Here is a 26,929-nt window from a genome sequence, read left to right as displayed (position 1 = left end):
CGGAGTTCACATGGTGGTAACGCGCGAAGTCGGGTCGTGGGCACTGAGCTCCCAACTCTCGTGTGCCGCAACAAGATCGATGTCGCGGACGGTGCCGCGCGTACTTCCACCGGTATCACGGTGCGTCGACCTGAGCCCGACGGTCCGTCACGTACGGTCATCAGCAGCGGCCGGCCGGAGAGGTCGGTGAACACCGGTGAGACGCCCGGGACTGCCCGGTCGGTCAGTCCTGCCCGCGCCGGGTCAGCACCCGGGGGCCGTCCTCGGTGATCGCGACGGTGTGCTCGGAGTGCGCGGTGCGCGAGCCGTCGGCGGAGCGGATGGTCCAGCCGTCGGGGTCGAACACGATCCGGTCGGTGGTCCGTGCGAACCAGGGTTCGAGCGCGAGCGTCAGCCCCGGTCGCAGCGTGAGGCCGCGACCGGCCCGCCCGGTGTTCGGGATGTGGATGTCGCCGTGCATGGTGCGGCCGAGGTCGTGCCCACCGAACTCGGTGTTGACGGGGTAGCCGTAGTCGCGGGCGACCCCACCGATGGCGGCGGAGATGTCGCCGAGCCGGTTGCCCGGCCGGGCCGCGTCGATCGCGGCCTCCAGGGCGTCCTCGGTGGCACGGATGACACGTCGGTCGCCCTCGTCGGCCGTGGTGCCGACGATGATCGTCCGGGCGGAGTCGGCGACCCAGCCGTCGATGCTGACGGCGATGTCGGCACTGAGGACGTCGCCGTCGCGCAGGACGTAGTCGTGCGGGAGCCCGTGCAGCACGGCGTCGTTGACCGAGAGGCAGATGACGTTGCGGAACGGGCCGCGCCCGAAGGACGGGGCGTAGTCCCAGTAGCAGGACTCGGCGCCGCGCTCGGCGAGCATGCCGCGCACGTGCAGCTCGATGTCGAGGAGGTTCACGCCGACGTCGGCGATCCGGCCGACCTCGGTGAGCACCTCGGCGACGAACCGGCCGGTCGTGTGCATCCGGTCGATCTCGGCCGGCGTCTTCAGTTCGATCACGGTATTACTATACCGGAGCGCCAACGCTTGCCGGTACAGTAATACCGACCTTAGTCTCGTCCCATGGTCCGCCACCCCCTCACGCCCGAGCAGATCGACGCCGGTCGCCGTCTGGGTGCGCTGCTGCGCCGGGCCCGGGGCGACCGCGACCCCGTCGAGCTCGCCCGGGCCGCCGGGGTCTCCCCCGAGACCCTGCGCAAGATCGAGACCGGACGCCTGCCGAGCCCGGGGTTCGGGACGATCGCCTGCCTCGCCGAGGCGCTCGGGATGCCGATGCAGGAGCTGGCCGACACCTGGCGCGGCAGCGACGTGGCGGACGTGGCGATGGAGGCCGCCGGGTAGCGGTGCCCGCACCTCCGGCACCGCTACCCGGCTACTGACCGGGACGCAGCTCGTAGAGGTGTCCCCGCCCCGCCTTCTCGCTGTACCAGCGCGTCGCCGGCGGGGTCGTGGTGCCGTCCGGCGAACCGCCGACCGGCCACCCGTTCCTCCGGTCCTCGCCGTCGACGACGCACCAGCCTGCACCGTCGAGCCACCGGCACCACACGACCCCGTCCGCCCGCCGGTAGACCGGCCGCCCGTTCGTGTCGGCCGCCTCGCGGTGGAACCGGTACACGAGCCCGTCGGACAGGCGGACGAACTCGAAGGACTCCACAGGTCCTGGGTACCCGGCGCGGCCGGGCCCGTCGACCGGGGCGAGGCCCGCCGGAATGGCCGACGACGGGGCGAGGTTGACCCCAGCGGTGCCGGACGGCACCGGACACCTCCTGGAGGAGCACGAGATGAGTGACGCGTCGGCCCCGTTCGACCTCGCGGCGATGAACCGCGCCGTGATCGAGGAGTTCCGGGCGACCGGAGGACGAGCGGGCGGCATGTTCGAGGGCAAGCCGCTCGTGCTGGTCCACCACACGGGAGCCCGGTCCGGCACCGAGCGGATCGCGCCCCTGGTCCCGCTCCTCGACGGCGAGCGGATCTTCATCTTCGCCAGCAAGGGCGGCGCCGACACCAACCCGGACTGGTACCACAACCTCCTGGCGAACCCCGACACCCGCGTCGAGCTCGGCACGGAGACCCTACCCGTGCGGGTGCGGGAGGTCACCGGTCCCGAGCGGGACGAGGTCTACGCCCGCCAGGTCGCGCTGGAGCCGCAGTTCGGCGAGTACCAGCGCTCGACGGAGCGGATCATCCCGGTGCTGGAGCTGCAGCGGGTCTGAGTTCGGACGCTGCACGGGGATACCGGGAGCCCATGCTCCGCAACGAGAGGCATGCGACGCCCCAGTTTCCGTGCAGCCCCGGGACCCCGACCCACCTCGTCCGTACGCTGTGACCGACGACGACCCCCGGCCCACCGGCCGGTACACCGTTCCGATGGTGAACCGATCGGTCCAGAATCGGTAGCATCGCGTCATGCCGCGTCCCCGCCAGTTCGACGAGAAGCGGGTCCTGTCATCCGTGCAGGCGGCGTTCTGGGACAAGGGGTACGCAGGTACCTCGCTCGACGACCTCCTGACCGCCAGCGGCCTCGGCAAGGGAAGCCTGTACGGGGCGTTCGGGGACAAGCGGAGCCTGTTCCTGCGCGTGCTGCGCGAGTACGACGACGCCAACGACGCGATGCTGCGCACCCGTCTGGAGCAGAGCGACCGCGCCGTCGACGTCGTTCGTGACTTCGTGACCGGCCCACTGCGCGATCCCGACGGAGCGGAGGCACGGCGGGGCTGCCTGCTCGCCAACACCGCGATGGAGCTGTCCACCGACGTGGCCGAGGTGGCCGCCGAGGCCCGGCGCAGCTACGCCGCGACGACGACCCTGCTGGCCGAAGCCGTACGACGAGCGCAGCGCGAGGGCGACGTCACCCCCCACGTCGACCCCGAGGAGACCGCCCACGCGGTGCTCGCCGGGCAACTCGGCCTCCTGGTCCTCGGCCGGGTCGGCCAGGACCCGGCCATCCTGTCGACCATGGCCGGGACCCTGCTCCAGGGACTGCTGCCCCCGCCCTGATCGGCTCCGGAGAGTCGACCACCCCCCGTTGTTGACTGATCGGTCCATATCAGGTGTTATGGACCGATCAGTCAACAACGGGAGCGGAGAGCTGACGTGACGGTTCTGCAGGACAAGGTCGCCGTCGTGACCGGTGCGAACGCGGGCATCGGGCGCGCGATCGCCCGGGCCTACCACGCCGAGGGAGCACGGGTGTTCGTCGCCGGCCGCCGTCGGGAACAGCTCGACGAGGTCGAGGCCGAGCTCGGACACGGCGTCACCGGCGTCCGCTGCGACGTCGGCCGGCTCGACGACCTCGATGCGCTCTACGCGACCGTCGCCGAACAGGCGGGCCGGATCGACGTCCTGGTCGCCAACGCCGGGATCGGGATCGTGGCGCCGCTCGGGGAGATCACCGAAGAGCAGTTCGACGCAATGTTCACCACCAACGTCAAGGGGTCGCTGTTCACCGTGCAGAAGGCCCTGCCCCTTCTCGCGCCGGGGGCGTCGATCATCCTCACCGGATCGACGGCGGCGTCGCGTCCCGAGCCGCTCCTGCCCGTCTACGGCGCGACCAAGGCCGCGCTCCGGAACCTGGTCCGCGGGTTCGCCCACGACGCCGGGACACGCCGGTACCGGATCAACATGCTCTCCCCCGGCGCCACGCACACCCAAGGACTGGTCGACCTGCTGCCGGCCGACGCGCTCGCCGCCGCGGGGCCGTCGGTCCCGCTCGGCCGGCTGGCCGAGCCCGAGGAGATCGCGGCCGCGGCGGTCTTCCTCGCCTCGGACGCGTCCAGCTACGTCAACGGGTCCGAACTCGCCGTCGACGGCGGCTCCGCCCAGGTCTGAGGAGCACCACCCGGACTCGAGCCCCCGGGAGAACGCAGCACCTCCGACGGCTCCAAGACCATCAGGGGAACGCCGACCGGCCGGCCACCGATCTGCGGAGTCGCCGGCGGAGGCCGGTCGCCGTCGGACATCATCGGCGAGGCTGGTGTGTACCGGATCTGTACCCGAGGACCGTCAGGACACAGGATTGGACGAGTGGGAGAGCACAAGGAACGCATGCTCCGCAACGACTGGTACCTCGACGAACCCGACCTCGTCGACGACCGACGTCGCTGCTGGCGCCTCCTCGACCGGTTCAACGCGACCGGCGCCGATGACGACGACGAACGCGAGACACTCCTCCGCCGGATCGCAGGACGACTCGGCGACGGCGTCGTCGTACTTCCCCGGTTCCAGTGCAGCTACGGCACCCACATCACCCTCGGCAACCGCGTCTTCGTCAACCACGACGCCCTCTTCATGGACGACGCCACGATCACGATCGGCGACGACGTCCGCATCGGGCCGCGCACCCAACTCCTGACGGCGCAACACCCCGTGGAGGACCACGACCGCCGTCGCCAGGGCTGGGAACGTCCACTTCCGATCGACATCGGGAGCAACACCTGGCTCGGAGCCGGGGTCATCGTCTGCCCGGGCGTGACCATCGGGGCAGACGCCGTGGTCGGGGCGGGGAGCGTCGTCACCCGCGCCGTCCCTGATCGCGTGCTCGTCGCAGGCAATCCGGCCCGACCCGTCCGCCAGATCTGAGCGAACGACACGGTGCCCCGGGAGCCGGAGCAGGCTGCCTGACCGCAGGCACTGAACGGGCACCGGTCGGCCTGTTCGACACACAGGAGGCCTGCCTCCTCCTCCGCCGGCGACGCGAGCGACTCACGACACGGCTCACCGACGTCACACGCGAGCACGCCCGAGCACTCGACTCGGGTCAACCGTGGACGCACCTCGCCGAGGTCGACTACGCGCTCTCGCAGACCGCAGCAGCCATAGCGTGGCTGGACCGCACGGTCGACCGCCTCCAGCGTTGAGCGATCTTGTACCGGATCTGTCCCGGGCGGGATCCGGCCGAGGAAACCCCAGTTCAGCGGCCTGGATCCAGGTAGAGGCTGCGCTTGGAGATGTACTGCACCACCCCGTCCGGAACGAGGTACCAGACCGGCCGCCCCGAGGCCACCCGGTCCCGGCACTCGCTCGACGAGATCGCCATCGCCGGCACCTCCACCGTCGTCACCGACCCCTCGGGCAGGTGCCCGTCGGCCAGCTCGTACCCGGGCCGGGTCACGCCGACGAAGTGCGCGTAGCGGAACAGCTCGTCGACCTTGTGCCAGGACAGGATCTGCTGGAGCGCGTCGGCGCCGGTGATGAAGAACAGCTGCGCGTCGGGCATGGCGTCGTGCAGGTCGGCGAGGGTGTCCGCGGTGTAGGTGGGGCCGTCGCGGTCGACGTCGACGCGGCTGACCGAGAACCGCGGGTTCGACGCCGTCGCGATGACCGTCATCAGGTAGCGGTCCTCGGCGGGCGAGACGTCGCGGGCGCTCTTCTGCCACGGCCTCCCGGTCGGTACGAAGATCACCTCGTCGAGGGCGAAGCGGTCCGCCACCTCACTGGCGGCGACGAGGTGGCCGTGGTGGACGGGGTCGAACGTCCCGCCCATCACGCCGATCTTGCGCTGCATCGACGCAGACTATGTCGGCCCCCCGCCCGCCGGCATCCCCGGATACAGGTGCCGGAACTGGACGCTGATGCGCGGCCCGCTGCGCGCCACCTTCGGCACGCTGTGCTGCCAGGTCCGCTGGCACGTCCCGCCCATGACCAACAGGTCCCCCGAGGCGAGCGGGAACGACACCGAGGCGCCGCCGCCGGTCGGGCGCAGCCGCAGCGGCCGCGTCGCACCGAGGGCGACCAGTGCGACGACGGCGTCGGGCCGCTCACGGGCGACCCGGTCGCCGTGCCAGGCCACGCCGTCGGCACCGTCGCGGTAGAGGTTCACGCCGATCTGGGTGAAGGCGTGGCCGTAGCGCTGCCCCAGCGTGCGGCCCATGTCGCGCAGCCGGCGGGGCACCGTGTCGTCGGGCAGCACCCAGCGGTGAGTGAGGCGCGGTTCGTCGACCACGCGGTCGTACATGCGGCGGCGGTGACCGCGGAACGGCACGGTCGCGCGCAGCAGCGCGAACAGCTCGTCCGGGTCGGGGACCCAGCCGACCGCGACGTCGACCCACGCCCCGTCGGCGAGCTCGTGCCGGTACGCCGGGGCCGCACCCCCGGCGGTGAAGAGCGAAGCCTGCCCGCCGACGTCCACCTCCGGAACGCTACGCTGGATCGAACGAAAGTTCGAGTGGCGGCTCTGCGACGATCGTCGTCATGTCCTCGCGTGCCGACGGTGCCGTGCTGTCCTACCTGGGTCTGCGGCGCGCCGTCGGCGTGATCGGGATCCTGCTCCCGTTCGTGCTGGTGGGGGGTGACCTGGCCCTCGGCGGCGACGGACTGCGGGACTCGATCAGCCGCTACTACTACTCGCCGATGCGCGACGTGTTCGTCGGCTCGCTGTGCGCGGTCGGCATCTTCCTCTACTGCTACCGCTACGACCGGCCGGACAACCGGCTCGCCAACGTCACCGGGACGGCGGCCATCGCCGTAGCCCTGCTGCCCACCCGGCCCGACGGCGCGACGACGACGGCGGCGACCGTCGTCGGGTACCTGCACCTGGCCGCGGCGACGGTGTTCTTCGCGGGCCTGGCCTGGTTCTGCCTGGCCCTGTTCACCCGCGGGGAGTCCGGAACCCCGGGCAAGGCCGCACGCAACGTCGTCTACCGGGTCTGCGGCGCGACGATCGTGGCCTGCCTCGTGCTGGCCGCACTGGACACGGCGCTGGTGCCCGACGCCGTCGCCGAGCGGTTCCACACCCTGTTCTGGCTGGAGGCCGTCGCGATCCTGGCGTTCGGTGTCGCGTGGTTCGTCAAGGGCGACACGATCCTCAGGGACCAGCCGACGCAGGACCCGGCGCCCGTGATCTGACCGCCCCCGCAAACGACGGACGGGCCGGTCCGGACACCCCTCGAGGGTCCGGACCGGCCCGTCACGGGACCGGGTTCGGTCAGCCGACCGGCAGCGACGGAAGCGACGGGAGCTCGCCACCGGTGGCACCGGTGACCAGGTCGACGACGCTGTCCAGCGGGGCCGGCAGCGCGAGGTCGTGCTTCTTGTCCTCGTGCTTCTTGTGGTCCCACTTCTTGTGGTGACCCTTGTCCTTGTCACCCTCGTGCTTCGAGTGACCCTTGTCCTTGCCACCCTCGTCGTAGCCGGTGCCGCCGGCGAAGGCCGCGGCGGGCGCCGCGACGGCCAGGGGGAGCAGCGCTGCACCGACGAGCGCACCGCGAACGGACTTCCGCATCTCACAACCTCCATGGTTGATCGTTGGACCGTCGCACACGGTCTCGCCTGCTCAACGAGGACGGACGGGGCCCGCAACGGCCGTTCACCCGTTAGCGTCACCAGCACGAATAACCGATAGTCAGGTGTCGACTACGGCAGCCGGGGGATCCGGCTCAGCTGCGCGAGCGGGCGGCCGCCTCGGCCAGGATCGGCAGGTAGGCGTCGAGCACCCAGGGGATCGACAGGACCGACGGCGCCGAGCTCGCCACCACCCGGTCGGCGCCGACGACCGGGGCGAACCCGCCGCGGGCCATCGCCGGCAGCAGCTCGACGCCGGGCGCAGTGCGGAACGTCTGCTCCTCGGCCTGTGTCGCGAAGAAGCCGATGACCAGGTCGGACTCGACGCGCGAGAGCAGCTCGCCGCTCACGGTGTAGTAGACCTCCCCGCCGCCCGGAGCGTTCTGCTCGACGTAGGGCGCCAGGGTGAGCCCCAGGTCGGTGACCAGCTGGACGCGGACGTCGCCCGCCCGGAACACCCCGAGCGCACCGGCGTCCATCCCTCCGGTGTAGACGAACGTGGCTCCCGCCAGCTGCGGGTACCCCTGCGCCGCGGTGCGCAGCCGCTGCCCGGTGGAGTCGATCAGCTGCTGTGCCCGTGCCGGGTCCCCGAACACCTGACCGGCGATGCGGGTCTGGTCCCGCCATCCGGTGGAGTACGGGGCGTCGGGATAGGCGACGGTCGGGGCGATCGCCGACAGCTGGTCGTACTCCGCCCGGCTCAGCCCGGAGTACGTGGCCAGCACCAGGTCCGGGCGGGCCGCGGCGACCTGCTCGATCGGCGTCGCCGACAGGTCGTCGGAGCCGATGACCTGCGGGAACGGGCCGCCGTGCGCGGTGATCGCGTCGCGCACCCAGGGCAGCACGCCCTCGGCGTCGCCGCCGTAGACGGTGCGCGGGATCGCCACCGGCAGGACGCCCATCGCCAGCGCGACGTCGGTGTTCGCCGCGCTCAACGTGACCACGCGCTGCGGCCGGTCCGGGACGACCGTCTCCCCCAGCGCGTGCCGCACCGTCACCGGGTAGCCCTCCGCGACCGCATCCCCCGCCCCCTGCCCGTCCTGCGGCCGGGCGCCGCACCCGGCGAGGACGAGCAGGCCGGCGGCGCCGGCGAGGACGCCACGACGGCTCACGGAACGGGCGGACAGGGGTGCTGCAGCGAGCGGCACGACGAACCTCCTCAGGTCAAAAGGCAAGCCTAACCTGACCCAGCACGATGCCGACTCCTGCGCCAAGTCCCGAACGTGCGACACGGGATACGGCTTGCGACACGGGTTCGGACCCCGTGCCGGAAGCCGGATCCCGTGTGGGGCGGGCTCGGGTCGGCGGTCGTTCTGGTCGCTCGGCGCGCCGGGGGCCGCATCCGTCGCGTGGGACGGGCGCCCCGGCCGGAGGGTCCGAACCCGCGGGTAACGTCGCGGCCATGCGTGCTCCGGACACCGGCGACCGGGCCGACCGCGACGCCGGCCCCCGCTCCCCCGCGCCCGGTCCCCCGGCCCCTCCGCCCGCATCCGGCGGACAGGGGCGGCCGTACGAGCCCGCGTCCCCGCCGCCCGTGCGGCCACCGGGGACACCCGGCCCGGTGGCGGCCCCACCCGCCCCGCCGGCACCCGAGGTCCGCACCGACGGCCCCGACGGCCGGGGCGGCGACGTCCGGGCCGACGACCGGGCCGACGGACTGCGTGACGGGCGGGCGGCCGCAGCCACCGCCGTCGTACCGGCCGGGCCGTGGCCGACCGTGCGGCCGCCGTCGCTGCGGGCCGTCATCCTCGGCCGGGTCGCGGCGGGGGTCGCGGCGGTGTGGTTCGGCGTCGTCTACTCGATCACCACCGACGTGCACGCCCGGGCCGACCACCTGCTGGCCGCGATCGTCGTCGGCGGGCTGCTCAGCCTGCTCGGTGTGGTGCTGCTGTGGCTGTCGGCGTCGCGGATCCCGGTGCGGGTCGCCCCGGCCCGCGGGCCGGACATGGGGCTGGTGCGCGACCGTGCCGCGGCACGCAAGGTGCTGCGGTCCGGGGGCACGCCCGACGGCGAGCAGCGCAGGCTGATCGCCGTCGACGTGCTCGCCGACGCCCGCCTCCCGCAGGTCACGGGCGCGGTGTTCGCGCTGCTCGGCCCGCTGGTGATGGCCGCGGTCAACGCCTCGGGGCCGCTCGGCTGGGCGGGGCCGCTGACCGCCGGGCTGATCGTGGTGGTGCTGGCCCTGCTGGGGTGGCGGACGTGGACGGCGCACGCGCTGCACCGGCTCGCCGACCGCAGGCACACCGTCCCGCGCTACGAGGAGTCCGGCGCCCCCTGGCGCCCCTGGCCCTGACCCGCCCGGGGAGCGCCGCTACAGGCCCGCGGCGACGAAGGACAGCTCGGCCTCCATGTCGGTGCGGTCGTCGTCGCCGTGCCGGTCGAGGGCGTAGCGGTGTCCGATCGCCGCGGCCAGCAGCCGCGCGGCGGCGCGGATCCGGTCCGGCGCCCCGCCGCCGGCGGCGAGGACCTCGTGCACCGCGTCCTCCAGCTCACCGGCGCGGCGCAGCAGCGCGTCGCGGACGACGGGATGGGTGTCGGCCTCGCGCCACAGCAGGTGGGACAGGACCGAGGACGCGTCGAGCGCCCGGTCCAGCGCGGCGACCAGTGCCCGCAGCCCGGCGAGTGCGTCCCCGGCGACGGCGACGTCCGCCCCGCGCACCGGGTGCGGGAGCCGCTCGACGAGCGCCTCGAGCAGGTCGGGCTTGCGACGGAAGTAGTAGTGCACCAGGCCCTTCGGCACTCCGGCGCGCTCGGCGATCCGCGAGGTGGGCGTCGCGTCGAACCCGTGCCGGGCGAACAACTCCTCGGCCGCGTCGAGGATGCGGTCCCGGGCGGGTGCGTCCGGGTCGAGCTCGTGGTCCACAGTGCGATCCTCCCCCGGACGCGGCGGGGGCCGCGACCCCTGCGGGTCGCGGCCCCTCACCTGGTCGTCCGGCTGTCGGACGGTCGGTTCTGTCGGATCGATCGGTTGTGTCGGCCCTGTCGGCCCTGTCGGCGCGGTCAGTGCGCGGCGAGCGTGCGGTGCTCGGCGTTCGCCGCGGGCAGCGCCGAGGCCGCCACGACGACCGCGAGGACACCCGCCACCCAGGACGTCCACGACGCCCCGGCCAGCGCGCTGTAGCCCATCACCCAGGGGGCGAGGAACAGCAGCACGCCGAGTACACCGTGCACCCACTCGCTCGCCACCGAGCCGGGCACCGCGAGCGACCAGAGCGACGTGGCGGCGAGCACCACGCCCAGTACGACCATCGTCCACGCAGCGGCGGCGTTCGTCGTCGTCACGAGAGGCGAGAGGGCCGTCAGTACACCGATCACGAGAGCTGCCCAGTCCTGCCAGCGCTGCCAGGTACGACCAGTGGTCCCAGCCATCGTCAGTCACCTTCTCCTTGTGAGGTCCCTGTGGGGATACCTCCGGTCTACTCTTGATTGGCCGGCCGGTCAAGACCCGACGAACGGTGACGCAAGTGACGTGCAAGTCCCCGGCCAGCGGGTGGGCGCACGGTCTGCGGTGTCGAGAGACCGACCGTCCCGAACCCGTAGGAGACCCCCGGTGACCACCGCCCGCGACACCCGTACCGCCGACCTGGTCGGCATCACCCTCGCCCACCGCGTCATGCGCGCCGACCTGCACCGCCTCACCGACGCCGCCCGCGCGATCGCCGACGGCGCGTCCTGCCCGGACCGGCGCGCCCGCGCGCTGCAGACCTGGCTGGCACATCTGGAGCACGAGATTCACGGCCACCACACCGCCGAGGACGAGATCGCCTGGCCGGTGATCGCCCGGCACGCGGGACACGCCGTCGACCTGGCCGAGCTCAGCGACGACCACGGCCGCCTCGACCCGCTGCTGGCCGCCGTGCGCGAGGCGGCGGCGGGAGTCGTCGCCGCGGCGGAGGGACCCGGCCGGGCGGGGGCGGCGGGGCTGCTCGCGGACCGGCTGGCCGTGGTCCGCGACGAGATCGACGAGCACCTCGACGCCGAGGAGCGCGACCTGTTCCCGGTGATCGAACGCCACGTGCCCGCCGCCGACTGGGACGCGGTCGTCGCGCAGGTGCAGAAGTCCGGGCCGGGCCTGCGGTTCATGCTGCCGCGGATCGCCGCGGTGACCACCCCGCAGGAGTGGGCAGGGATGCGTCGCGAGGCCGGGCCGGTGGTCGTGCTGATGGAGCGGCTGCTGCGCGGCGGCTACCGCAGGCGCTGTGCGCTGGTGTTCGGCACGTCCTGAGCCGCGGCCCGTCCGAGCAGCCGCCGGGCGCGGTCGCGCCACACCGGGGCCCCGAGCTCCGTCGCGACCCGTTCGGCCTCGTGCAGGTGGCGGACCCGGGCGCCGCCCGCCGGGTCGAGCATCTCCTCCAGCGCGGCGAGCACCAGGTCGGTGGGGCCGGTCGCGATCGTGCCCGACGACAGCCCCGCCACCGATCCCGTCCACGGGCGGAGCCGGGCGCGGCACTGGTCGGCGACGGCGCGGTCGCCCAGCCCGACTGCCACCTCGGCGCGCACGCACGTCCACAGCAGCCAGTAGTAGCTGCGAGCGAGCTCACTGTCCGGGACCCAGACCTCCCGGGCCCGGACCGGGTCACCCGCGTGCAGGTGGGCGAGCGCGAGGAAGTCCCCGAAGGCCGGCGGCAGGCGCGGTGCGACCGCGTCCAGCTCGGGGGCGAGCTCGCCGAGGCGGCCCTGGGCGTGGCGGACGGCGAACCGTCCGAGCAGCCCCATGAGCGCGGCGTTGACCTGCCCGGAGCCGCCCAAGCGGTCGGCGAGCACGGCGTAGCCCCGTTCGGCGGCGTCCAGCTCACCCGCGACGAGCGACCGCAGTGCCGCGAAGATGTGCGCCCAGCCGAGAGTGAACTCCAGCTGCCCGCCGGGGGCACCGGCGACGGCGGCCTCCGCGTGCCGCGACGCCGCGTCGAGGTCGTGGCGACCGGCGGCGACCATCAGCTGCAGGTGGTGGGCCTGCGTGCGGTAGCCGGCGTGCCCGGCCCGGCCGCCGAGCTCGGCCAGCTCCTCGCCCACCGGGGCCAGCTCGTGCCACAGGTCCGGGGCGAGGACCGCGAAGAACCGGGCGTTGAGCGCCCGGCAGCGCAGCAGCGGGTCGACCCCGCGCGCGGTGAGCGCCATCGCCTCGGCCGAGGCCGAGCGGACCCGGTCGTCGTCGTGCCCCTCGATCTCGAACACCAGGGCGGCCAGCAGCCGTACCCGCCGGTCGACGGCGTCGGGCGGGGTCGCCGCGAGCTCGGTCTCGATGAGGTCGATCAGCTCGGCGTCGATGTTCTGCCCCGGCCGGATGGTCCAGCTGACCGGGGTGTCGTAACTGGTCAGGGCGGCGCCGAGCCACTGCGGTGCGGCCACCCGCGCCCGCTCGACGGCCGTCCGGCGTTCGGTCAGGGCGGTGTGGCCGTCGCCGCCGCGGGCGAGCTCGGCGACCAGCGCGCACCGCAGGGCCAGCTCGTCGTCGACGCCGGTCCCGACCCGCCCGGCGAGCTCGACGGCGTGGCCGTGGAACCGGGCGGCCTCGCGGTGCGAGCCGAACCCCGCGGCGGCCGCCGCGGCGGCACGGACCGCGGCCAGGGCACGGTCCGGAGCGACGGCGGACCCGGCGGCGAGCGCGTGGTGGGCGAGCGGCACCGGGTCGTCCGGCCACCTGCGGCTGAGGATCGCGTGGGCCGCCGCGTGCAGCCGGGCACGACGCAGGTGCGGGATGTCGCCGTAGAGGGTGTCCCGGACCAGGTCGTGGGAGAACCGCAGGCGCCCCGGCTCGGGTTCGAGCAGCATCCCGCCGAGCACCGCGGGCTCCAGGGCGTCCAACGGGTCGTCGCCGTCGGCGGAGGCGGCGAGGTCGAGGGCGTCGTCGGTGTCCAGCTCCCGGCCCAGCACCGAGACCCTGGCCAGCGCGGTGCGGGTGCTCGCGGGCAGCCGGGCCACGCGTCGGCGCAGCACCTCGCGGACCCCGGCCGGGACGGCGTCGGCCGCGGCGGACGGGCCCTCGGCGGCGACGAGGCGCGCCAGCTCGCGGACGAACAGCGGGTTCCCGCCGGTCCGTTCGGTGATCCGGGCGACCAGCTCGGGAGTGGCGGCGGGCACCCCGTGCCGGTCCAGCATCCCGGCGACATCGTCCGTCGTCATCGGCGCAGGCTCGATGCGGTCCACGGTGGGCTCGGCGAGGGCGGCGAGCGCGGCCTGCAGCTCGGCGCCCGCCTCGGCCGGGCGCAGGCCCGCGGCGACGAGTACGGGCAGCTCCGCGGCGCCGGTGACGACCGCACGCAGCAGCGCGAGGGTCTCGGACTCGGCGCGGTGCAGGTCGTCCAGGACCAGCAGCAGCGGTCGCTCCCGCCCGGCGACGGCGAGCAGCTCCACCACCGCCCGGGCCAGCCAGAACGTGACCTCGGCGCCGCCGGGCCCGGCCGGGGAGCGCAGTGGCGCGAGCCGCTCGACCAGGTCGGCGGGCGGGTCGTGCGCCGTGACGAGGGCGTCGACGATCTCCCGCCACGCCCAGGCCGGCGGGGCGCCGTCGATCTCGGGGCAGCGGGCGGTGACGGCCGTCCAGCCGTCGGCGGTCGCGGCGGCGGCGAACGCGGCGAGCAGCGCGGACTTGCCGGCGCCCGCGTCGGCAGCGACGAGCACCAGCTGGGCACCGCCGCGGGCCCGCTCCGCGGCGGCCGCGAGCCTGCCGAGCTCGGGCCCGCGCCCGAGCAGCGACGGTGTCCTCGCCGGCGGCTCGGCCGGCGCCGGCCCGGGTGGCCGCGCCGTCGGGAGGACCGCGGGCGCGTCGGTGCCGCCGGCCGGGTCGCGGTGGGCGAGCACGTCCGCCTCGATCGCGCGCAGCCCGGGGCCGGGGTCGACGCCGAGCTCGTCGGCGAGCAGCCGCCGGGTGCGGGAGAGCACGGCCAGCGCGTCGGCCTGCCTGCCGGTGCGGTACAGCGCGACGGCCAGCAGCCCGACCGCGTCCTCGCGCAGCGGGTGCTCCCCCACCAGCGTCGTCAGGTCGGGGACGACGGCGTCGGCCCGGCCCAGCCGCAGCCGCGCGCGGGCCCGACGCTCCAGCGCGACCTGACGCAGCTCGTCGAGGCGTTCGGCCTCGGCACGCGCCCAGGAGGCGTCGGCGAACTCGGCGTAGGCGGGCCCCGCCCACAGCGCCAGGGCCTCGCCGAGCAGGGCGTCGGCCCGGTCCGGCGTGGCCGCGGCGGCACGGTCGAGGAGGTCGGTGAAGGCACGCGCGTCGAGCCCGTCGGGACCGAGTGCCAGCGCGTAGCCGGGTGGGCGGCTGACCAGCACCGTCGGGACCGCGCGCGGGGACCGGTCGGGTTCGAGCAGCCGCCGGAGCCGGGAGACGTGGACCTGCAGCCCGCCGTGCGCCTGCGCGGGCGGCGCGCCCTGCCACAGGTCCTCCACCAGCGTGTCGACGGCGACGACCTCACCACCGGCCGCGGCGAGCCGGGCCAGCAGCTCGCGGCGGCGACCCGAGCCGACCGCGACCGACGTGCCGTCGGCCGTCACACGGAGCGGGCCGAGGACCCGGACCGTGACCTCCTGCACGCGGGGAATCTAGGCCCACGGTGCCGCGCGTGTCAGCCCCCGTGGCCCGGCGGTCAGACCGGCAGCAGCGCCTGGACGACGTCGGTGAGCTGGGCGGCGGTACGGCACTCGTGCATCGGGAGCACCTCGCCGTAGCGGGTGGCGGCCGAGTCCCCGGAGCCCCAGCTGCGCTCGGGCTCGGGGTTGAGCCAGTGCGCGTGCCGGACCCGCCCGGCCATCATCGCCAGGGCCCGCAGGTTGGGGTCGCGGTAGTTGGTGCGGCCGTCGCCGAGCACCAGCAGCGACGCCTTCGGGGTGAGTGCGTCGCCGTGGTGCTCCAGGAAGTCGCCGAACGCGCTGCCGTAGTCCGAGTGCCCGTCGAACGCGGTGAGCGTGGCCTCGCGCAGCACCCGCTGCATCACCCCGGACAGCTCCGCACCGGGCTCGAACAGGTGCGTGACCTCGTCGGTGCGCTCGATGAACGCGAACACCCGCACCTTCGAGAACTGTTCGCGCAGCGCCTGGACCAGCAGCAACGTGAAGTGGCTGAACCCGGCGACGGACCCGGACACGTCGCACAGCAGCACCAGCTCGGGGCGGCCGGGGCGCCGGACCTTGTGCGCGGGGTCCATCGGCACGCCGCCGGTGGACATCGACCGGCGCAGCGTGCGGCGCAGGTCGAGCTGTCCGCGGTTCGACCGGCGACGCCGCGCCGACAGCCGCGACGCGAGGCGGCGGGCCAGCGGCTGCACGGTGCGGCGCAGGTCGGCGAGCTGGGCGGCGTTCGCGGTGAGGAAGTCGACCTGGTCGGTCTGGGTGGGGGTGGTGGTGCGGGCGATCTGCTCGCGGCCGCGCTGCTCGGCGGTGCGGCGGCGGACCTCCTCGCGGACGATGTCGCGGAAGCGGGCGATGCGGTCGCGGATCTCGCGGCGGCGGACCTCGGAGACGAAGTCGGTGTCCCCCTCCTCGCGCAGCCCGTCGAGGATCCGGGCGAGCAGGGTGTCCGGGGACAGCGCGTTCAGCGCCTGGTAGGCCGACCAGTTGGGCTTGGCCGTCTGCCCGCGGACGCCCTGGCCCGCGGCGCCGGAGTTCCCGATCGCGTCGACGGCGGCGCGGGCGAGCTCGCGCAGGGTCTCCTCGTCGCCGTCGCGCAGCAGGTCGGCGAGGATCTCGCGCAGCGCGTCGACGTCGACCGGGCCGGTGCCCTCGCCGGACTCGTCGTCGATCCGCGGGACGTCGACGTCGGAGGACCCGGCGCCCAGCGCGGGCGGGAACCACAGGTCGAACAGCGCGTCGAAGGTGTCGCGCTGCCCGGAGCGGCGCAGCAGCGCCGCGGCGAGCCCTTCCCGCAGCTGGTCGCGGTGCAGCAGGTCCAGGGCGCCGAGCACGCGGGCCGCGTCGACGGTCTCCCCCGGGCCGACCGCGACGTGGTGGCGGCGCAGTGCGGAGACGAAGTCGACGAGGTGCCCGGGCAGGCCGTGCTCCGGGGCGAGCGCGGCGGCGGGCGGGATCGTCACCCGTCCATCATGCGCGACGCGCGCGTGATCAGCGAGAGTGGTCGGCCAGCCCGCCACTGTCGGAACATGCGCCGACGCTCCGGTCGAGCCGCCGAGCCACGACCGGAGCGCCGGGGTGCACCGCGGTCCCACACCGCGGGAGCTTCCGCCTAGTACTGCAACGGCAGTTCGGCGTGTGGTGAGAGGCTGACGGCCGTTCGGCGGTGATGATCACCGCGTGGTTGATCTTGCCGGGTGGGTGGCCTCGTTGGATGCGGTGGTGGAGCTGATCTCTGGCCGTTTCCGCAGGGTCGAGCCGCGCCGGCGGGTCGGAACCTACCTGCGAGGCCTGCTCGCGGGGCTCGAGCGGAAGAACGGCTGGACCCTCGCCGAACACGCCGGGGCGATGTCGCCGGACGGGATGCAGCGGCTGCTGCGCACCGCGGACTGGGACGTCGACGGGGTCCGCGACGACCTGCGCGGCTACGTCCTGCAACATCTCACCGACACCGCGTCGGGGGTGTTCATCGTGGACGAGACCGGGTTCATCAAGAAGGGCCTGTGTTCGGCCGGGGTGCAGCGCCAGTACACCGGCACCAGCGGGAAGATCGACAACTGTCAGCTCGGTGTGTTCCTGGCCTACGCCTCGAAGCGGGGGCGGGCGTTGATCGACCGGGAGCTCTACCTGCCGACCTCGTGGACCGAGGACCGCGAACGCTGCGAGCGCGCGGATGTCCCCGATGACGTCGAGTTCGCCACGAAACCGCAGCTGGGGACGGCGATGCTGGCCCGCACGTACGCCGCTGGGGCACTCACGTCCGGGTCGTGGGTGACCGCGGACGAGGTCTACGGGCAGAACCCGGGCTTTCGCGACTGGCTCACCGAGCGGGAGATCCCGTTCGTGTTGGCCACCCGCAATGACGACATGCTCACCAGCCCGGACGGGAATCGTCGCCCGGCCAAGGCCCTGGCCACGATCGCCGGGGCGCGTGATCTCGACACCGGGCACGACGGGTGGGAGCGCCGCGCGATCGGGCCGGGCGCGCACGGGATGCGGGTCTATGACTGGACCGCGGTTGCGCTGGCCATCGACGGCCTCCCGGCGGGTTGGGGGCACTGGCTGCTGGTGCGCCGCCAGACCGAGCCCGCAGAGGGCAAGACCATCCGTGAGCTGGCGTTCTACCGCTGCGCCGCCCCGGCGAACACGCCGCTGCGCGACCTCGTTCGAGTCGCCGGGGCGCGGTGGGCGATTGAGGAATGCTTCCAGACCGCGAAGAACGAGGCCGGCCTCGACCACTACCAAGTCCGCTCCTACCGAGCCTGGCACGCCCACATCACCCTGGCCATGCTCACCGCGGCCTACCTCGCCGTCACCCGCGCCGCCGAACACGCACGCGAGGCCGAAAAGGGGGATCCTCAGCCAGCCGGCGCGCATTGATTCAGCTGTCGGGCAACGAGATCCGCCGTCTCCTCGCCGCGCTCGCCTTCACCCCGCTCACCTGCATCGACCACGTCATGCACTGGTCGACCTGGCGCCGTGAACGCCAACAACAGGCCCGCGACTGCCACTACCGCCGACGCGGCGAACGACCCCCGAGCTGATCAACTGCCGTTGCAGTACTAGAAGGCGGGGTCGATCGGCACCGGCTGCGGGGTGAACGGGCGGTCGCCCTCGACCAGGCGCAGTGCGCCGCCGAGACCGCCGGGGCCGTTGGCGTAGTCGAGCATCTTCCGCAGGTCACTGATGCCGTTCGTGCCGGGTGCCGGGGCCAGGTTCAGGGTCGAGAGCACACCGAGGGCGCGGCCGTCGGCGGTCAGGTAGCCCGAGCCGGAGTCACCGGGCACGCCCGGCGGGACGGTGACCACGGTGTGCGTCCAGCCGCCACCCGCGGTGCCGGTGGAGGTGCCGGTCTTGGGCCGCAGTGCACGCACGCCCTGGCGCAGCGAGGAGTTGCCGTAGCCGTAGACGACCCCGCCGGTGGCGACGCCGTCGGCCACCCCGGTCGGGCCGCCGTAGAACGGCACCGCGGGGCTCGTGCGCGCGGCGTCCTCCGGGGCGAGCTCGACCAGCGCGAAGTCGTTGAACAGGCAGGTGTCCGGGTCGGTCTCGCCCCGCTCCTGCATGCTCAGCCACGAGGAGTAGGCGAGCCGGCCCGGTGCCGTGGCGCCCTCGACCTCGACCGGGGTGCCGAGCGGCAACGAGTCCGCCTCGCACCCGTCCACGTCGGTGGAGCTGCCGGTGCCCGCACAGTGTGCGGCCTGCCCGAGGTAGGTCGCGGACCCGTCGGTGAACACGAAGTTCGCGGTGCACTGGGCCCCCTCGGGCCCGGTGCGGGTCATGACACCCGGGTGCACGTCGATGTCCGGTGCCCCGTCCTGCGCCGACGCGGTGCCGGCGGTGGCGAGCCCGACCGCGAGCGCGGCACCGGCGGCCAGTCCGGCGCGCAGCAGACGGCGGGCGGTGAGGGACAGTTCCGGGAGGGCGGTCATCGGTGGGCCTCCGGTCGCTGGGGAGCGTGTAACCGGCACAACTCGCGCCACCCGTCCCGGTTACGCCCGGCAGGCCGATCGATCCGATCTTCACTCCATAGGGGCGAAGACCTTGACGGCCGATCAGCGGTACGGCATTGGCCCGTTCGGCACAGGTGCGCCGTTCAGTTCAGCCGGAGCTCGGCGGCGGCCTTGTCGGCGTCGGAGCGGTGCTTCAGGACGACACCGAGGGTGGCGCGGACGGCGTCGTCGTCGAGGGTGTCGAGGCCGAGCGCGAGCAGGGTCCGGCCCCAGTCGATCGTCTCGGCGACGCTCGGGGCCTTGCGCAGCTCCATCGCCCGCAGCACCCGCACGGTGCGCACCAGGGCGTCGGTGAGCTGCTCTGTGAGCTCCGGGACGCGGGTGAGCACGATCCGGCGCTCCAGGTCGGCGTCGGGGAAGTCCAGGGGCAGGAACAGGCAGCGGCGCTTGAGCGCCTCGGACAGCTCACGGGTGGAGTTCGAGGTCAGCAGCACGAACGGGCGCCGGTTCGCGGTGACGGTGCCCAGCTCGGGGATGGAGACCTGGAAGTCGGACAGGACCTCCAGCAGGAGGCCCTCGACCTCGACGTCGGCCTTGTCGATCTCGTCGATCAGCAGCACGGTCGGGTCGGTGCGCCGGATCGCGGTGAGCAGCGGACGCGGGAGCAGGAACTCCTCGGAGAACACGTCGTCGCGGGTGGCGTCCCAGTCCGCGCCGTCCTCGCCGCGCTGCCCGGCGGTGATCCGCAGCAGCTGCTTGGCGTGGTTCCACTCGTAGAGCGCCCGGGCCTCGTCGATGCCCTCGTAGCACTGCAGGCGCACGAGTCCGGACCCCGTCGCCGCGGCGACGGCCTTGGCCAGCTCGGTCTTCCCGACCCCGGCGGGGCCCTCGACCAACAGCGGCTTGCCGAGCCGGTCGGCGAGGAACACCGTCGTCGCGACGGCGGTCGAGGCCAGGTAGCCGGCGTCGGCGAGCCGGGCGGTCACGTCCGCCACGGAGCCGAAGACCGGGCGGTGGGCAGGACTGTCGGACGACACGCGATCATCCTGCACGCCCGGACCGCCACGCGTCGGACGGGTGGCCCGGCTCACACCCCGGCGGCCCGCGTCGGATCGTTGTCGGGGGTCGGGTCCACCATGGGTGCCGTGACCACCGCATCGAGCACCGACCTGCGCGAGCGCGCGGAGACCGTCCTGCAGCAGCTGGCCGGGCCGCAGGCCCGGCTGCGCGAGGACCAGTGGACCGCGATCGAGGCGCTGGTCGCCCAGCACCGCCGGGCCCTGGTCGTGCAGCGCACCGGCTGGGGCAAGTCCGCGGTCTACTTCGTGGCCACTGCGCTGCTGCGTGCCCACGGCGCCGGCCCGACGGTGATCGTGTCGCCGCTGCTGGCGCTCATGCGCAACCAGATCGACGCCGCGATCCGCTCCGGGATCGTGGCGGTCACGGTGAACTCGGCGAACGCCGACGAGTGGGACGCGGTCTACGCCGACATCGCGAACGGGGACGTCGACGTGCTGCTCGTGTCCCCCGAGCGGCTCAACAACCCCGACTTCCGCGACCGGGTGCTGCCGAAGCTGGCGGCGAGCGCCGGGATGCTGGTGGTCGACGAGGCGCACTGCGTGTCCGACTGGGGCCACGACTTCCGGCCGGACTACCGGCGGCTGCGCACGCTGATCGCCGAGCTGCCGTCGGGGATCCCGGTGCTGGCGACGACGGCGACGGCGAACGACCGGGTCGTCACCGACGTGTCCGAGCAGCTGGGGATGGGGCACGGCCAGCAGGACACGCTGGTGCTGCGGGGGTCGCTGGACCGCGAGTCGCTGCGCCTGGCCGTGGTCCGGCTGCCGACCCCGGCGCGACGGCTGGCGTGGCTCGCGGCGAAGCTCGACGAGATGCCCGGCGCCGGCATCATCTACACCCTCACCGTCCAGGCCGCGGACGACGTGGCCGAGTTCCTGCGCGAGCGCGGGGTCGCGGTGCGCTCCTACTCCGGGCGCACCGATCCCGAGGACCGCCTGGCCGCCGAGTCCGACCTGATGGAGAACCGGGTGAAGGCCCTGGTCGCGACCTCGGCCCTGGGCATGGGCTTCGACAAGCCCGACCTGGGGTTCGTCGTGCACCTCGGGGCGCCCGCCTCGCCGGTCGCCTACTACCAGCAGATCGGCCGCGCCGGTCGCGCGCTGGACCGGGCCGAGGTGGTGCTCCTGCCCGGCCGCGAGGACCGCGACATCTGGGCCTACTTCGCGTCGCTGGCGTTCCCGCCCGAGCCCCTGGTCCGCCAGACCCTCGCCGTGCTGTCGGACCGGCCCCAGTCCACCGCGTCGATCGAGACCCGCGTCGACCTGTCCCGCACCCGGCTGGAGATGCTGCTCAAGGTCCTCGACGCCGACGGTGCCGCGAAGCGCGTCAAGGGCGGCTGGATCGCCACCGGCCGGGAGTGGGTCTACGACACCGAGCGCCACGAGCGCGTGAACGCCGCCCGCCGTGCCGAGCAGCAGGCGATGCTCGACTACATCGCGACGACCGAGTGCCGGCTGGTGTTCCTGCGCCGTCAGCTCGACGACCCGGACCCGACGCCGTGCGGGCGCTGCGACACCTGCACCGGCACCGTCTGGTCCGACGAGGTGTCCGCCGACGGCGAGCAGGCCGCCACCGAGCGCCTGGCCCGGCCCGGGATCGAGATCGCGCCACGGAAGATGTGGCCGTCCGGGATGAAGGACATCGGGGTCCCGCTGTCGGGGAAGATCGCCGCGGGCGAGCAGGCCGCCACCGGCCGGGCGATCGGACGGCTGTCCGGCATCGGGTGGGGCACCCGGCTGCGCGAGCTCGTCACCGGCGGCGACGACCCGGTGCCGGCCGACGTGCTCGACGCGCTGGTCCGGGTGCTCGCCGGGTGGGGCTGGGAGCAGCGACCGGTGGGTGTGGTCGGGATCGGCTCGCGGACCCGTCCGCACCAGCTCGACCACCTCGCCCGGCGGATCGCCGAGATCGGCAGGCTGCCGCTGCTCGGCACCCTCTCCCCCGTCGGCGAACGTCCCGCGGCGGCCGAGAACTCGGCCCGGCGGCTGGCCGCGGTGTGGGAGGGGCTCGACGCCGCCACCGTGCCGGACCTGTCCGGGATCGACGGGCCGGTGCTGCTGGTCGACGACGTCGTCGACTCGGGCTGGACGATGACCGTCGCCGCGCGGGCGCTGCGGCGGGCCGGGGCGCCGGAGGTGCTACCGCTCGTGCTGGCCGTCGCCGGGTGAGGTCTCCCGTGGAGGACGACGCCCACCGACCGAGCCCTACCCGTCGGTAGGCTCGGGGCATGAACCCGCCCGACTTCGCACTCAAGGCCATGAACGCCGGCCATCGGCTGCTGATCCGGCTGACCGGCGGGAAGATCGGCCACTCGGCGATGGGGATGCCCGTCGTCGAGCTGACCACCCGTGGCCGACGCTCCGGTGAGCCGCGCACGGTGCTGCTCACGGCCCCGCTCCACGGCGACGGGAAGTACGTCGTCGTCGCCTCCCGGGGCGGCGACGACCGCCACCCCGCCTGGTTCCTCAACCTGCGTGCCGACCCGGACGTCGAGGTCGCCGTCCAGGGCGGCCCACGGGTGCCGATGCGCGCCCGGATCGCCGACCCGGCCGAGCGGGCGACGCTGTGGCCGCAGGTCACGGAGCGGTACCGCAACTACGCCGGCTACCAGCGCAGCACCAGCCGGGAGATCCCGCTGGTCCACCTGGAGCCGCGCGGCTGACCGGCCGCGCATCATCAGGGCAGATGATTCCGGGGATCCGGATCACCTTCGTAGGGTCGGCACATGCCCGGTCGTGCCGGTCGGCCCACGCCGGGGCCCGCTCAGCCCCCGGCGTGGGCCGGACCCCAGCGCAGGGTCAGCCGGGTACCCGCACCGTCCACCAGCACCTCGCCCGGCCCGGCCCCGGGCGCTCCGGCGGCGCTGGTGGCGCTGTCGGCGCCGTCCCGGGGATCGGCGAGCGACGGGACGACCGCCTCGATGCGCAGGTCCGCCGCGTGCGGCCGGCCCGCGTCGACCCACCCCGCGATCAGCCCGGCCAGCCGCTCGGCGGCGAGGTCACCGTCCGGCCCGCAGGCCCGCACCGTCGCCTCCGGGGCCGCCAGCAGCACCGCACAGCCGTCGCCGGCGACCAGGCCCAGCGTCGCGCGGACGCCACCGAGGTCGAACAACGCCGGCGCGGCCCCGCCCTCGGCCGGGCCGAACAGCCGCACCACCCCCGGGTCGGCGACCGCGGCCCACAGCCCGAGCCCGTCCCACAGGTCCGCCACCGTGCCCGCCGCGGCGACGGGCCGGTCGGTGCCCTCGCCGGTGGTCGCGCGGGCCAGTGCCCGCGGGTCCGGGTCGTCGGCGTCGTCGGAGCCGCAGGCGGGCTGCACCCGCCACCGTCCGTCGGGCAGCGAGACCTCGGCCCCCTGGTCCGCGCCCTCCCCGCGCAGCCGGACGAACGCGCAGCTGCGCACCGAGCTCGACCGCAGCCGTCCCGGGGCGGTGTGGACGAACGCCACCGACAGCTGGCTGCCGCGGACCGTGAGCGGCAGCAGCAGCCGGCCGCCGGGCGCGAGCTGGGCGACCCACTCCGGCCGGACGCCGGTGGAGCCGACCGTCAGCTCGATGCGGTCGTAGGGCGCTCCGGGCGGGTAGCCGAGCGCCCCGTCCCCGGCGACGACGTCGACGTCGTCGAACCCGGCGGTGTCCAGGTTCGCCCGGGCCCCGGCGACCAGGTCGTCGTCGATGTCGAGGGTGGTCACGGCTCCGTCCGGGCCGACCAGCTCCGCCAGCAGCGCCGCGTTCCAGCCGGCCCCCGCACCGACCTCCAGCACCCGGTGCCCCGGCGCGGCCCCCAGCTGTTCCAGCATGATCGCGACCATCGACGGCTGGGAGACCGAGCTGACCGTCACGCCGTCGTCGACCTTGATCGGGACGGCGACGTCGGCGTAGGCCTCGCCGGGGTCGAGGGCGGGCAGGAACAGGTGGCGCGGCACCGTCTCCAGTGCCGCGCGGACCGCGGGGGTGCGCACCCGGCCGGCGCTGACCAGGGACGCGACCAGCGCGGAACGGGCGCGGTCGGCCGACATGCGGGCATTGTGCCCCTGCGGCCGCCTAGAGCAGAACGAGGTCGTCCGCGTGGACGAGTTCGCGCCGCTGTTCGGGGGGCAGCTCGCGGCTCCGGCGGCCGATCATGTGCGGCAGCTCGGTCGCGTCGTAGGACACCACGCCGCGGGCGATCGGGCGGCCGTACGGGGCACGGAGCTCGACCACGTCCCCCGCGACGAAGTCGCCGGAGACCCCGTGGACACCCGCCGCGAGCAGCGAGCGACGCCGCTTCCGGACGGCCTCGACCGCGCCGTCGTCGAGGTCGAGGGCCCCGCGGACGTCGGCGGCGTGCCGCAGCCAGAACCGGCGGGCGCTCATCCGGGTCCCGGCGGCGCGGAACACGGTGCCGACCTTCGGCCCGTCGTCGGTGCAGGCCAGGGCGTCGGCGATCCGGTCGGCGGCGGTCAGGAGCACCGGGATCCCGGCGGCCGACGCCATCGCGGCCGCCTCGACCTTGGTGGCCATGCCGCCGGTGCCCAGCCCGGACCCGGGACGAGTCACGCTGACCCCGGCGAGCTCGGCCGGGTCGTCGACCTCGGGGATCAGCGACGTGCCGGGGTCGCGCGGGTGGCCGTCGTAGAGGCCGTCGACGTCGGAGAGCAGCACGAGCGCGTCGGCGCCGACGATGTGCGCGACGAGTGCGGCGAGCCGGTCGTTGTCGCCCACCCGGATCTCGGCGGTGGCGACGGTGTCGTTCTCGTTGACCACCGGCAGCGACCCGAGCTGCAGCAGCCGCTCCAGCGTGCGCTGGGCGTTGCGGTAGTTCGAGCGGCGGATCATGTCGTCGGCGGTGAGCAGGACCTGCCCGATGCCCTGCCCGTGCCGGGCGAACGACGCCGAGTAGGCGTGGGCGAGCAGCAGCTGCCCGACCGACGCGGCGGCCTGCTGGGTCGCGAGGTCCCGCGGCCGCCTGCGCAGCTGCAGCGGCGCGAGCCCGGCCGCGATCGCCCCCGAGGAGACGAGCACCACCTGTGTGCCGGCGGCGCGGCGCCCCATCAGGGCGTCGACCAGCGCGTCGAGCCGGGCCGGGTCGAGCCCGCCGGTCAGGCTCGTCAGCGACGACGACCCGACCTTCACCACGATCCGCTTCGCGGCACCCAGCGTGGCGCGCGTGCTCACGCCGGTCTCACTCCTCGATCTCGTGGTCCGACGAGTAGCGGGCGCCCGCGGCGAGCTCGGCGTCGGACAGGTGCGCCCGGCGCGCCACCCGGGCGCGCTTGCGCTCGGCGGCGCCGACCCGCTCGTTGCCCTCCAGCCGGATGTCGGTGCCGCGCCCGGTGAGCAGGGCGGCGACGCCGGCCGGGGTGGACGGCTCCCAGTCGAAGGTGACCTGGCCGATGGTGACCGGGCAGCCGGGAACGGCTCCGGCCTTGGCCAGCGCCTCCTCCACGCCGAGCCGGGCGAGCCGGTCGGCGAGGTAGCCGACGGCCTCGTCGTTCTCGAACGCGGTCTGGCGGATCCACCGCTCGGGGCGTTCCCCGCGCACGATGAACCCGCCGTCGAGCTCCGGGTCGGGTGTGATGGTGAAGCCGGTGTCGTCGACGGCGCGCGGGCGCAGCACGATCCGGCTCGGCTCGGCCTCCGGGCGCGCGGCGCGGGCCGCGGCGACCCGCTCGGCCATCGCGAAGCTCAGCTCCCGCAGGCCGGCGCGGGACGCGGTGGAGATCGCGTACACCGGCCAGCCGAAGCGCTCGGTCAGGTCGTCGCGGACCATGTCGACCAGGTCGGCGGCGTCCGGGACGTCGATCTTGTTGAGCGCGACCAGACGCGGCCGCTGGTCGATCCGCTCCCCCAGCGCGCTGGTGCCGAGCGCCTCGGCGTAGTGCGCCAGCTCGGTCTCCAGCGCCTCGATGTCGGACACCGGGTCGCGCTCGGTCTCGAAGGTCGCGCAGTCCACGACGTGCACCAGCACCGAGCAGCGCTCGATGTGGCGCAGGAACTCCAGGCCGAGGCCACGGCCCTCGGCGGCGCCGGGGATGAGGCCAGGGACGTCGGCGACGGTGAAGGTGTCGTCGCCGGCGCTGACCACGCCGAGCTGCGGCACGAGGGTGGTGAACGGGTAGTCGGCGATCTTCGGACGGGCCGCGGACAGCGCCGCGACCAGCGAGGACTTGCCCGCGCTGGGGAACCCGACGAGGCCGACGTCGGCGAGGCTGCGCAGCTCCAGGGTCAGTTCGACCTCGTCGCCGGGCTCGCCGAGCAGCGCGAACCCGGGGGCCTTGCGGGCGGCGGAGGCCAGCGCGGCGTTGCCGAGCCCGCCCCGTCCGCCCTCGGCGGCGACGAACCGGGTGCCGACGCCGACCAGGTCGGCGACGACCTCGCCATCGGCGTCGAGCACGACGGTGCCGTCGGGCACCCGCAGCTCCAGGTCCGGGGCGTTGGCGCCTTGTTTGAACGCCCCCTGCCCCTGGGTGCCGTTCTTCGCCTCCGCGCGGGGGCGGTGGTGGTAGTCGAGCAGCGTGTGCACGCCCGCGTCGACGACGAGCACGACCGAGCCGCCCCGGCCGCCGTTGCCGCCGTCGGGGCCGCCGAGCGGCTTGAACTTCTCGCGGTGTACCGAGGCGCAGCCGTTGCCCCCGGCACCCGCGGTCGCGTGCAGCACGACGCGGTCCACGAACCGGGACATGACGGTGCTCCTGTCGGTGTCGTACCGCGGCGGGGCCGCGGTGGGTGGTGACACGACGAACGGCGGGCCCCCCGTTACCGGGGTGACCCGCCGTCGGCGTCGCTGTGCTGGCGGGTCGCTCAGACCTCGGCCGGCACGATGTTCACGGTCTTGCGGCCGCGCTTGGAACCGAACTCGACGGTCCCGGCGGCGAGGGCGAACAGCGTGTCGTCCTTACCGCGCCCGACGTTGACACCCGGGTGGGTGGCGGTGCCGCGCTGACGGATGAGGATCTCGCCAGCCTTGACCGACTGGCCGCCGAAACGCTTCACACCCAGGTACTGGGCGTTGGAGTCGCGACCGTTACGGGAGCTGGACGCACCCTTCTTGTGTGCCATGACGCGGGCTCC

28 protein-coding genes are annotated in these 26,929 nt (G+C 74.3%); 12 read left to right on the top strand and 16 right to left on the bottom strand.

Going from position 1 to position 26,929, the window contains the following annotated elements:
* Positions 1–223: 223 nt before the first annotated feature.
* Complete coding sequence (gene map, locus Ae717Ps2_RS07065; RefSeq protein WP_020627089.1) at positions 224–1,000, bottom strand: type I methionyl aminopeptidase; 777 nt, start codon at positions 998–1,000, stop codon at positions 224–226.
* Positions 1,001–1,063: 63 nt separating this feature from the next.
* On the opposite strand from map, the gene Ae717Ps2_RS07060 reads away from it, so the two are divergent.
* A complete protein-coding gene (locus Ae717Ps2_RS07060) occupies positions 1,064–1,342 on the top strand; it encodes a helix-turn-helix domain-containing protein (protein ID WP_020627088.1) in 279 nt (92 codons plus the stop codon).
* 31 nt (positions 1,343–1,373) lie between these two features.
* Here Ae717Ps2_RS07060 and Ae717Ps2_RS07055 read toward each other — a convergent pair whose 3' ends face one another.
* Positions 1,374–1,757 carry a hypothetical protein gene (locus Ae717Ps2_RS07055; protein WP_083702287.1) on the bottom strand — a complete coding sequence of 128 codons (384 nt, stop codon included), beginning with the start codon at positions 1,755–1,757 and terminating at the stop codon, positions 1,374–1,376.
* 25 nt (positions 1,758–1,782) lie between these two features.
* Between Ae717Ps2_RS07055 and Ae717Ps2_RS07050 the strand changes: the two genes are divergently transcribed.
* The 4 genes from Ae717Ps2_RS07050 (at position 1,783) to Ae717Ps2_RS07035 (ending at position 4,579) form a co-directional block, all read left to right on the top strand.
* The gene (locus Ae717Ps2_RS07050; protein WP_043281432.1) at positions 1,783–2,214 is read left to right on the top strand and encodes a nitroreductase/quinone reductase family protein; all 432 of its coding nucleotides are present in this window, start codon (positions 1,783–1,785) and stop codon (positions 2,212–2,214) included.
* 193 nt (positions 2,215–2,407) lie between these two features.
* Positions 2,408–2,998, top strand: coding sequence for a TetR/AcrR family transcriptional regulator (locus Ae717Ps2_RS07045; protein WP_075333152.1), 591 nt, complete (start codon positions 2,408–2,410; stop codon positions 2,996–2,998).
* A 96-nt stretch (positions 2,999–3,094) separates the two neighbouring features.
* Positions 3,095–3,829, top strand: coding sequence for an SDR family NAD(P)-dependent oxidoreductase (locus Ae717Ps2_RS07040; RefSeq protein ID WP_075333151.1), 735 nt, complete (start codon positions 3,095–3,097; stop codon positions 3,827–3,829).
* Between the two features lie 195 nt (positions 3,830–4,024).
* Complete coding sequence (locus Ae717Ps2_RS07035) at positions 4,025–4,579, top strand: sugar O-acetyltransferase (RefSeq protein WP_075311335.1); 555 nt, start codon at positions 4,025–4,027, stop codon at positions 4,577–4,579.
* Positions 4,580–4,910: 331 nt separating this feature from the next.
* Here the strand turns inward: Ae717Ps2_RS07035 and nadD are convergent, their stop codons facing one another.
* A complete protein-coding gene (gene nadD / locus Ae717Ps2_RS07030) occupies positions 4,911–5,504 on the bottom strand; it encodes a nicotinate-nucleotide adenylyltransferase (protein ID WP_075311333.1) in 594 nt (197 codons plus the stop codon).
* A 9-nt stretch (positions 5,505–5,513) separates the two neighbouring features.
* On the bottom strand, positions 5,514–6,128 hold the full coding sequence (locus Ae717Ps2_RS07025) for an alpha-ketoglutarate-dependent dioxygenase AlkB (RefSeq protein WP_075311331.1): 615 nt from the start codon (positions 6,126–6,128) through the stop codon (positions 5,514–5,516).
* 62 nt (positions 6,129–6,190) lie between these two features.
* On the opposite strand from Ae717Ps2_RS07025, the gene Ae717Ps2_RS07020 reads away from it, so the two are divergent.
* A complete protein-coding gene (locus tag Ae717Ps2_RS07020; RefSeq protein ID WP_075311329.1) occupies positions 6,191–6,844 on the top strand; it encodes a hypothetical protein in 654 nt (217 codons plus the stop codon).
* Positions 6,845–6,923: 79 nt separating this feature from the next.
* Here the strand turns inward: Ae717Ps2_RS07020 and Ae717Ps2_RS07015 are convergent, their stop codons facing one another.
* Together Ae717Ps2_RS07015 and Ae717Ps2_RS07010 are read right to left on the bottom strand one after the other, a co-directional pair.
* The gene (locus Ae717Ps2_RS07015) at positions 6,924–7,220 is read right to left on the bottom strand and encodes a hypothetical protein (protein ID WP_020627074.1); all 297 of its coding nucleotides are present in this window, start codon (positions 7,218–7,220) and stop codon (positions 6,924–6,926) included.
* A 154-nt stretch (positions 7,221–7,374) separates the two neighbouring features.
* Positions 7,375–8,427, bottom strand: coding sequence for an ABC transporter substrate-binding protein (locus Ae717Ps2_RS07010; protein WP_158071466.1), 1,053 nt, complete (start codon positions 8,425–8,427; stop codon positions 7,375–7,377).
* Between the two features lie 254 nt (positions 8,428–8,681).
* On the opposite strand from Ae717Ps2_RS07010, the gene Ae717Ps2_RS07005 reads away from it, so the two are divergent.
* On the top strand, positions 8,682–9,572 hold the full coding sequence (locus Ae717Ps2_RS07005; RefSeq protein WP_075311327.1) for a hypothetical protein: 891 nt from the start codon (positions 8,682–8,684) through the stop codon (positions 9,570–9,572).
* 18 nt (positions 9,573–9,590) lie between these two features.
* Here the strand turns inward: Ae717Ps2_RS07005 and Ae717Ps2_RS07000 are convergent, their stop codons facing one another.
* Together Ae717Ps2_RS07000 and Ae717Ps2_RS06995 are read right to left on the bottom strand one after the other, a co-directional pair.
* Complete coding sequence (locus Ae717Ps2_RS07000; protein ID WP_075333150.1) at positions 9,591–10,142, bottom strand: TetR/AcrR family transcriptional regulator; 552 nt, start codon at positions 10,140–10,142, stop codon at positions 9,591–9,593.
* 137 nt (positions 10,143–10,279) lie between these two features.
* Entirely contained in the window at positions 10,280–10,648 is a 369-nt protein-coding gene (locus Ae717Ps2_RS06995) for an SPW repeat protein (RefSeq protein WP_043281558.1), read from the bottom strand.
* 181 nt (positions 10,649–10,829) lie between these two features.
* Between Ae717Ps2_RS06995 and Ae717Ps2_RS06990 the strand changes: the two genes are divergently transcribed.
* Positions 10,830–11,504, top strand: a complete 675-nt coding sequence (locus Ae717Ps2_RS06990) for a hemerythrin domain-containing protein (RefSeq protein WP_083702285.1) — start codon at positions 10,830–10,832, stop codon at positions 11,502–11,504.
* Here the strand turns inward: Ae717Ps2_RS06990 and Ae717Ps2_RS06985 are convergent.
* Both Ae717Ps2_RS06985 and Ae717Ps2_RS06980 read right to left on the bottom strand, forming a co-directional pair.
* A complete protein-coding gene (locus tag Ae717Ps2_RS06985; RefSeq protein ID WP_198932144.1) occupies positions 11,465–14,812 on the bottom strand; it encodes a BTAD domain-containing putative transcriptional regulator in 3,348 nt (1,115 codons plus the stop codon). The genes Ae717Ps2_RS06990 and Ae717Ps2_RS06985 overlap by 40 nt on opposite strands.
* 53 nt (positions 14,813–14,865) lie before the next feature.
* Entirely contained in the window at positions 14,866–16,308 is a 1,443-nt protein-coding gene (locus Ae717Ps2_RS06980; RefSeq protein ID WP_075311321.1) for a VWA domain-containing protein, read from the bottom strand.
* A gap of 217 nt (positions 16,309–16,525) precedes the next feature.
* Between Ae717Ps2_RS06980 and Ae717Ps2_RS06975 the strand changes: the two genes are divergently transcribed.
* Together Ae717Ps2_RS06975 and Ae717Ps2_RS38125 are read left to right on the top strand one after the other, a co-directional pair.
* Positions 16,526–17,725: an IS701 family transposase gene (locus tag Ae717Ps2_RS06975; protein WP_075332982.1), complete on the top strand. Its 1,200-nt coding sequence runs from the start codon at positions 16,526–16,528 to the stop codon at positions 17,723–17,725.
* Positions 17,722–17,889 carry a hypothetical protein gene (locus Ae717Ps2_RS38125; protein ID WP_170917006.1) on the top strand — a complete coding sequence of 56 codons (168 nt, stop codon included), beginning with the start codon at positions 17,722–17,724 and terminating at the stop codon, positions 17,887–17,889. The genes Ae717Ps2_RS06975 and Ae717Ps2_RS38125 overlap by 4 nt, the downstream gene beginning before the upstream one ends.
* 18 nt (positions 17,890–17,907) lie before the next feature.
* Here the strand turns inward: Ae717Ps2_RS38125 and Ae717Ps2_RS06970 are convergent, their stop codons facing one another.
* Together Ae717Ps2_RS06970 and Ae717Ps2_RS06965 are read right to left on the bottom strand one after the other, a co-directional pair.
* Positions 17,908–18,777 (bottom strand): hypothetical protein, encoded by an 870-nt coding sequence (locus Ae717Ps2_RS06970; protein ID WP_083695105.1) that lies wholly within the window; start codon positions 18,775–18,777, stop codon positions 17,908–17,910.
* 164 nt (positions 18,778–18,941) lie between these two features.
* Positions 18,942–19,835 carry a MoxR family ATPase gene (locus Ae717Ps2_RS06965; RefSeq protein WP_075333148.1) on the bottom strand — a complete coding sequence of 298 codons (894 nt, stop codon included), beginning with the start codon at positions 19,833–19,835 and terminating at the stop codon, positions 18,942–18,944.
* Positions 19,836–19,943: 108 nt separating this feature from the next.
* On the opposite strand from Ae717Ps2_RS06965, the gene Ae717Ps2_RS06960 reads away from it, so the two are divergent.
* Both Ae717Ps2_RS06960 and Ae717Ps2_RS06955 read left to right on the top strand, forming a co-directional pair.
* Entirely contained in the window at positions 19,944–22,046 is a 2,103-nt protein-coding gene (locus Ae717Ps2_RS06960; protein ID WP_233147474.1) for an ATP-dependent DNA helicase RecQ, read from the top strand.
* A gap of 59 nt (positions 22,047–22,105) precedes the next feature.
* A complete protein-coding gene (locus Ae717Ps2_RS06955; RefSeq protein WP_075311315.1) occupies positions 22,106–22,540 on the top strand; it encodes a nitroreductase/quinone reductase family protein in 435 nt (144 codons plus the stop codon).
* A gap of 101 nt (positions 22,541–22,641) precedes the next feature.
* On the opposite strand, the gene Ae717Ps2_RS06950 is transcribed toward Ae717Ps2_RS06955, so the two are convergent.
* From Ae717Ps2_RS06950 to rpmA, 4 genes are all read right to left on the bottom strand, one after another.
* Positions 22,642–23,895, bottom strand: coding sequence for a methyltransferase domain-containing protein (locus Ae717Ps2_RS06950; protein WP_075311313.1), 1,254 nt, complete (start codon positions 23,893–23,895; stop codon positions 22,642–22,644).
* A 25-nt stretch (positions 23,896–23,920) separates the two neighbouring features.
* A complete protein-coding gene (proB, locus tag Ae717Ps2_RS06945) occupies positions 23,921–25,033 on the bottom strand; it encodes a glutamate 5-kinase (protein WP_075311311.1) in 1,113 nt (370 codons plus the stop codon).
* Positions 25,034–25,040: 7 nt separating this feature from the next.
* Positions 25,041–26,540, bottom strand: coding sequence for a GTPase ObgE (gene obgE, locus Ae717Ps2_RS06940; RefSeq protein WP_075311309.1), 1,500 nt, complete (start codon positions 26,538–26,540; stop codon positions 25,041–25,043).
* A gap of 119 nt (positions 26,541–26,659) precedes the next feature.
* Entirely contained in the window at positions 26,660–26,917 is a 258-nt protein-coding gene (gene rpmA / locus Ae717Ps2_RS06935) for a 50S ribosomal protein L27 (protein WP_020624745.1), read from the bottom strand.
* Positions 26,918–26,929 lie beyond the last annotated feature (12 nt).

The organism is Pseudonocardia sp. Ae717_Ps2 (assembly GCF_001932475.1).
In the GTDB taxonomy this organism is placed as follows: domain Bacteria; phylum Actinomycetota; class Actinomycetes; order Mycobacteriales; family Pseudonocardiaceae; genus Pseudonocardia.
This window is presented reverse-complemented; position numbering and strand designations above follow the sequence as displayed.

Excerpts from the sequence above, each read along its gene's own strand:
- Ae717Ps2_RS07060 (WP_020627088.1), top strand. The coding sequence starts at position 1,064 with ATGGTCCGCCACCCCCTCACGCCCGAGCAGATCGACGCCGGTCGCCGT.
- Ae717Ps2_RS07050 (WP_043281432.1), top strand. The coding sequence starts at position 1,783 with ATGAGTGACGCGTCGGCCCCGTTCGACCTCGCGGCGATGAACCGCGCC.
- Ae717Ps2_RS07045 (WP_075333152.1), top strand. The coding sequence starts at position 2,408 with ATGCCGCGTCCCCGCCAGTTCGACGAGAAGCGGGTCCTGTCATCCGTG.
- nadD (WP_075311333.1), bottom strand. The coding sequence starts at position 5,504 with ATGCAGCGCAAGATCGGCGTGATGGGCGGGACGTTCGACCCCGTCCAC.
- Ae717Ps2_RS07020 (WP_075311329.1), top strand. The coding sequence starts at position 6,191 with ATGTCCTCGCGTGCCGACGGTGCCGTGCTGTCCTACCTGGGTCTGCGG.
- Ae717Ps2_RS07015 (WP_020627074.1), bottom strand. The coding sequence starts at position 7,220 with ATGCGGAAGTCCGTTCGCGGTGCGCTCGTCGGTGCAGCGCTGCTCCCC.
- Ae717Ps2_RS07005 (WP_075311327.1), top strand. The coding sequence starts at position 8,682 with ATGCGTGCTCCGGACACCGGCGACCGGGCCGACCGCGACGCCGGCCCC.
- Ae717Ps2_RS06995 (WP_043281558.1), bottom strand. The coding sequence starts at position 10,648 with ATGGCTGGGACCACTGGTCGTACCTGGCAGCGCTGGCAGGACTGGGCA.
- Ae717Ps2_RS06970 (WP_083695105.1), bottom strand. The coding sequence starts at position 18,777 with ATGACCGCCCTCCCGGAACTGTCCCTCACCGCCCGCCGTCTGCTGCGC.
- Ae717Ps2_RS06955 (WP_075311315.1), top strand. The coding sequence starts at position 22,106 with ATGAACCCGCCCGACTTCGCACTCAAGGCCATGAACGCCGGCCATCGG.
- Ae717Ps2_RS06950 (WP_075311313.1), bottom strand. The coding sequence starts at position 23,895 with ATGTCGGCCGACCGCGCCCGTTCCGCGCTGGTCGCGTCCCTGGTCAGC.
- obgE (WP_075311309.1), bottom strand. The coding sequence starts at position 26,540 with ATGTCCCGGTTCGTGGACCGCGTCGTGCTGCACGCGACCGCGGGTGCC.
- rpmA (WP_020624745.1), bottom strand. The coding sequence starts at position 26,917 with ATGGCACACAAGAAGGGTGCGTCCAGCTCCCGTAACGGTCGCGACTCC.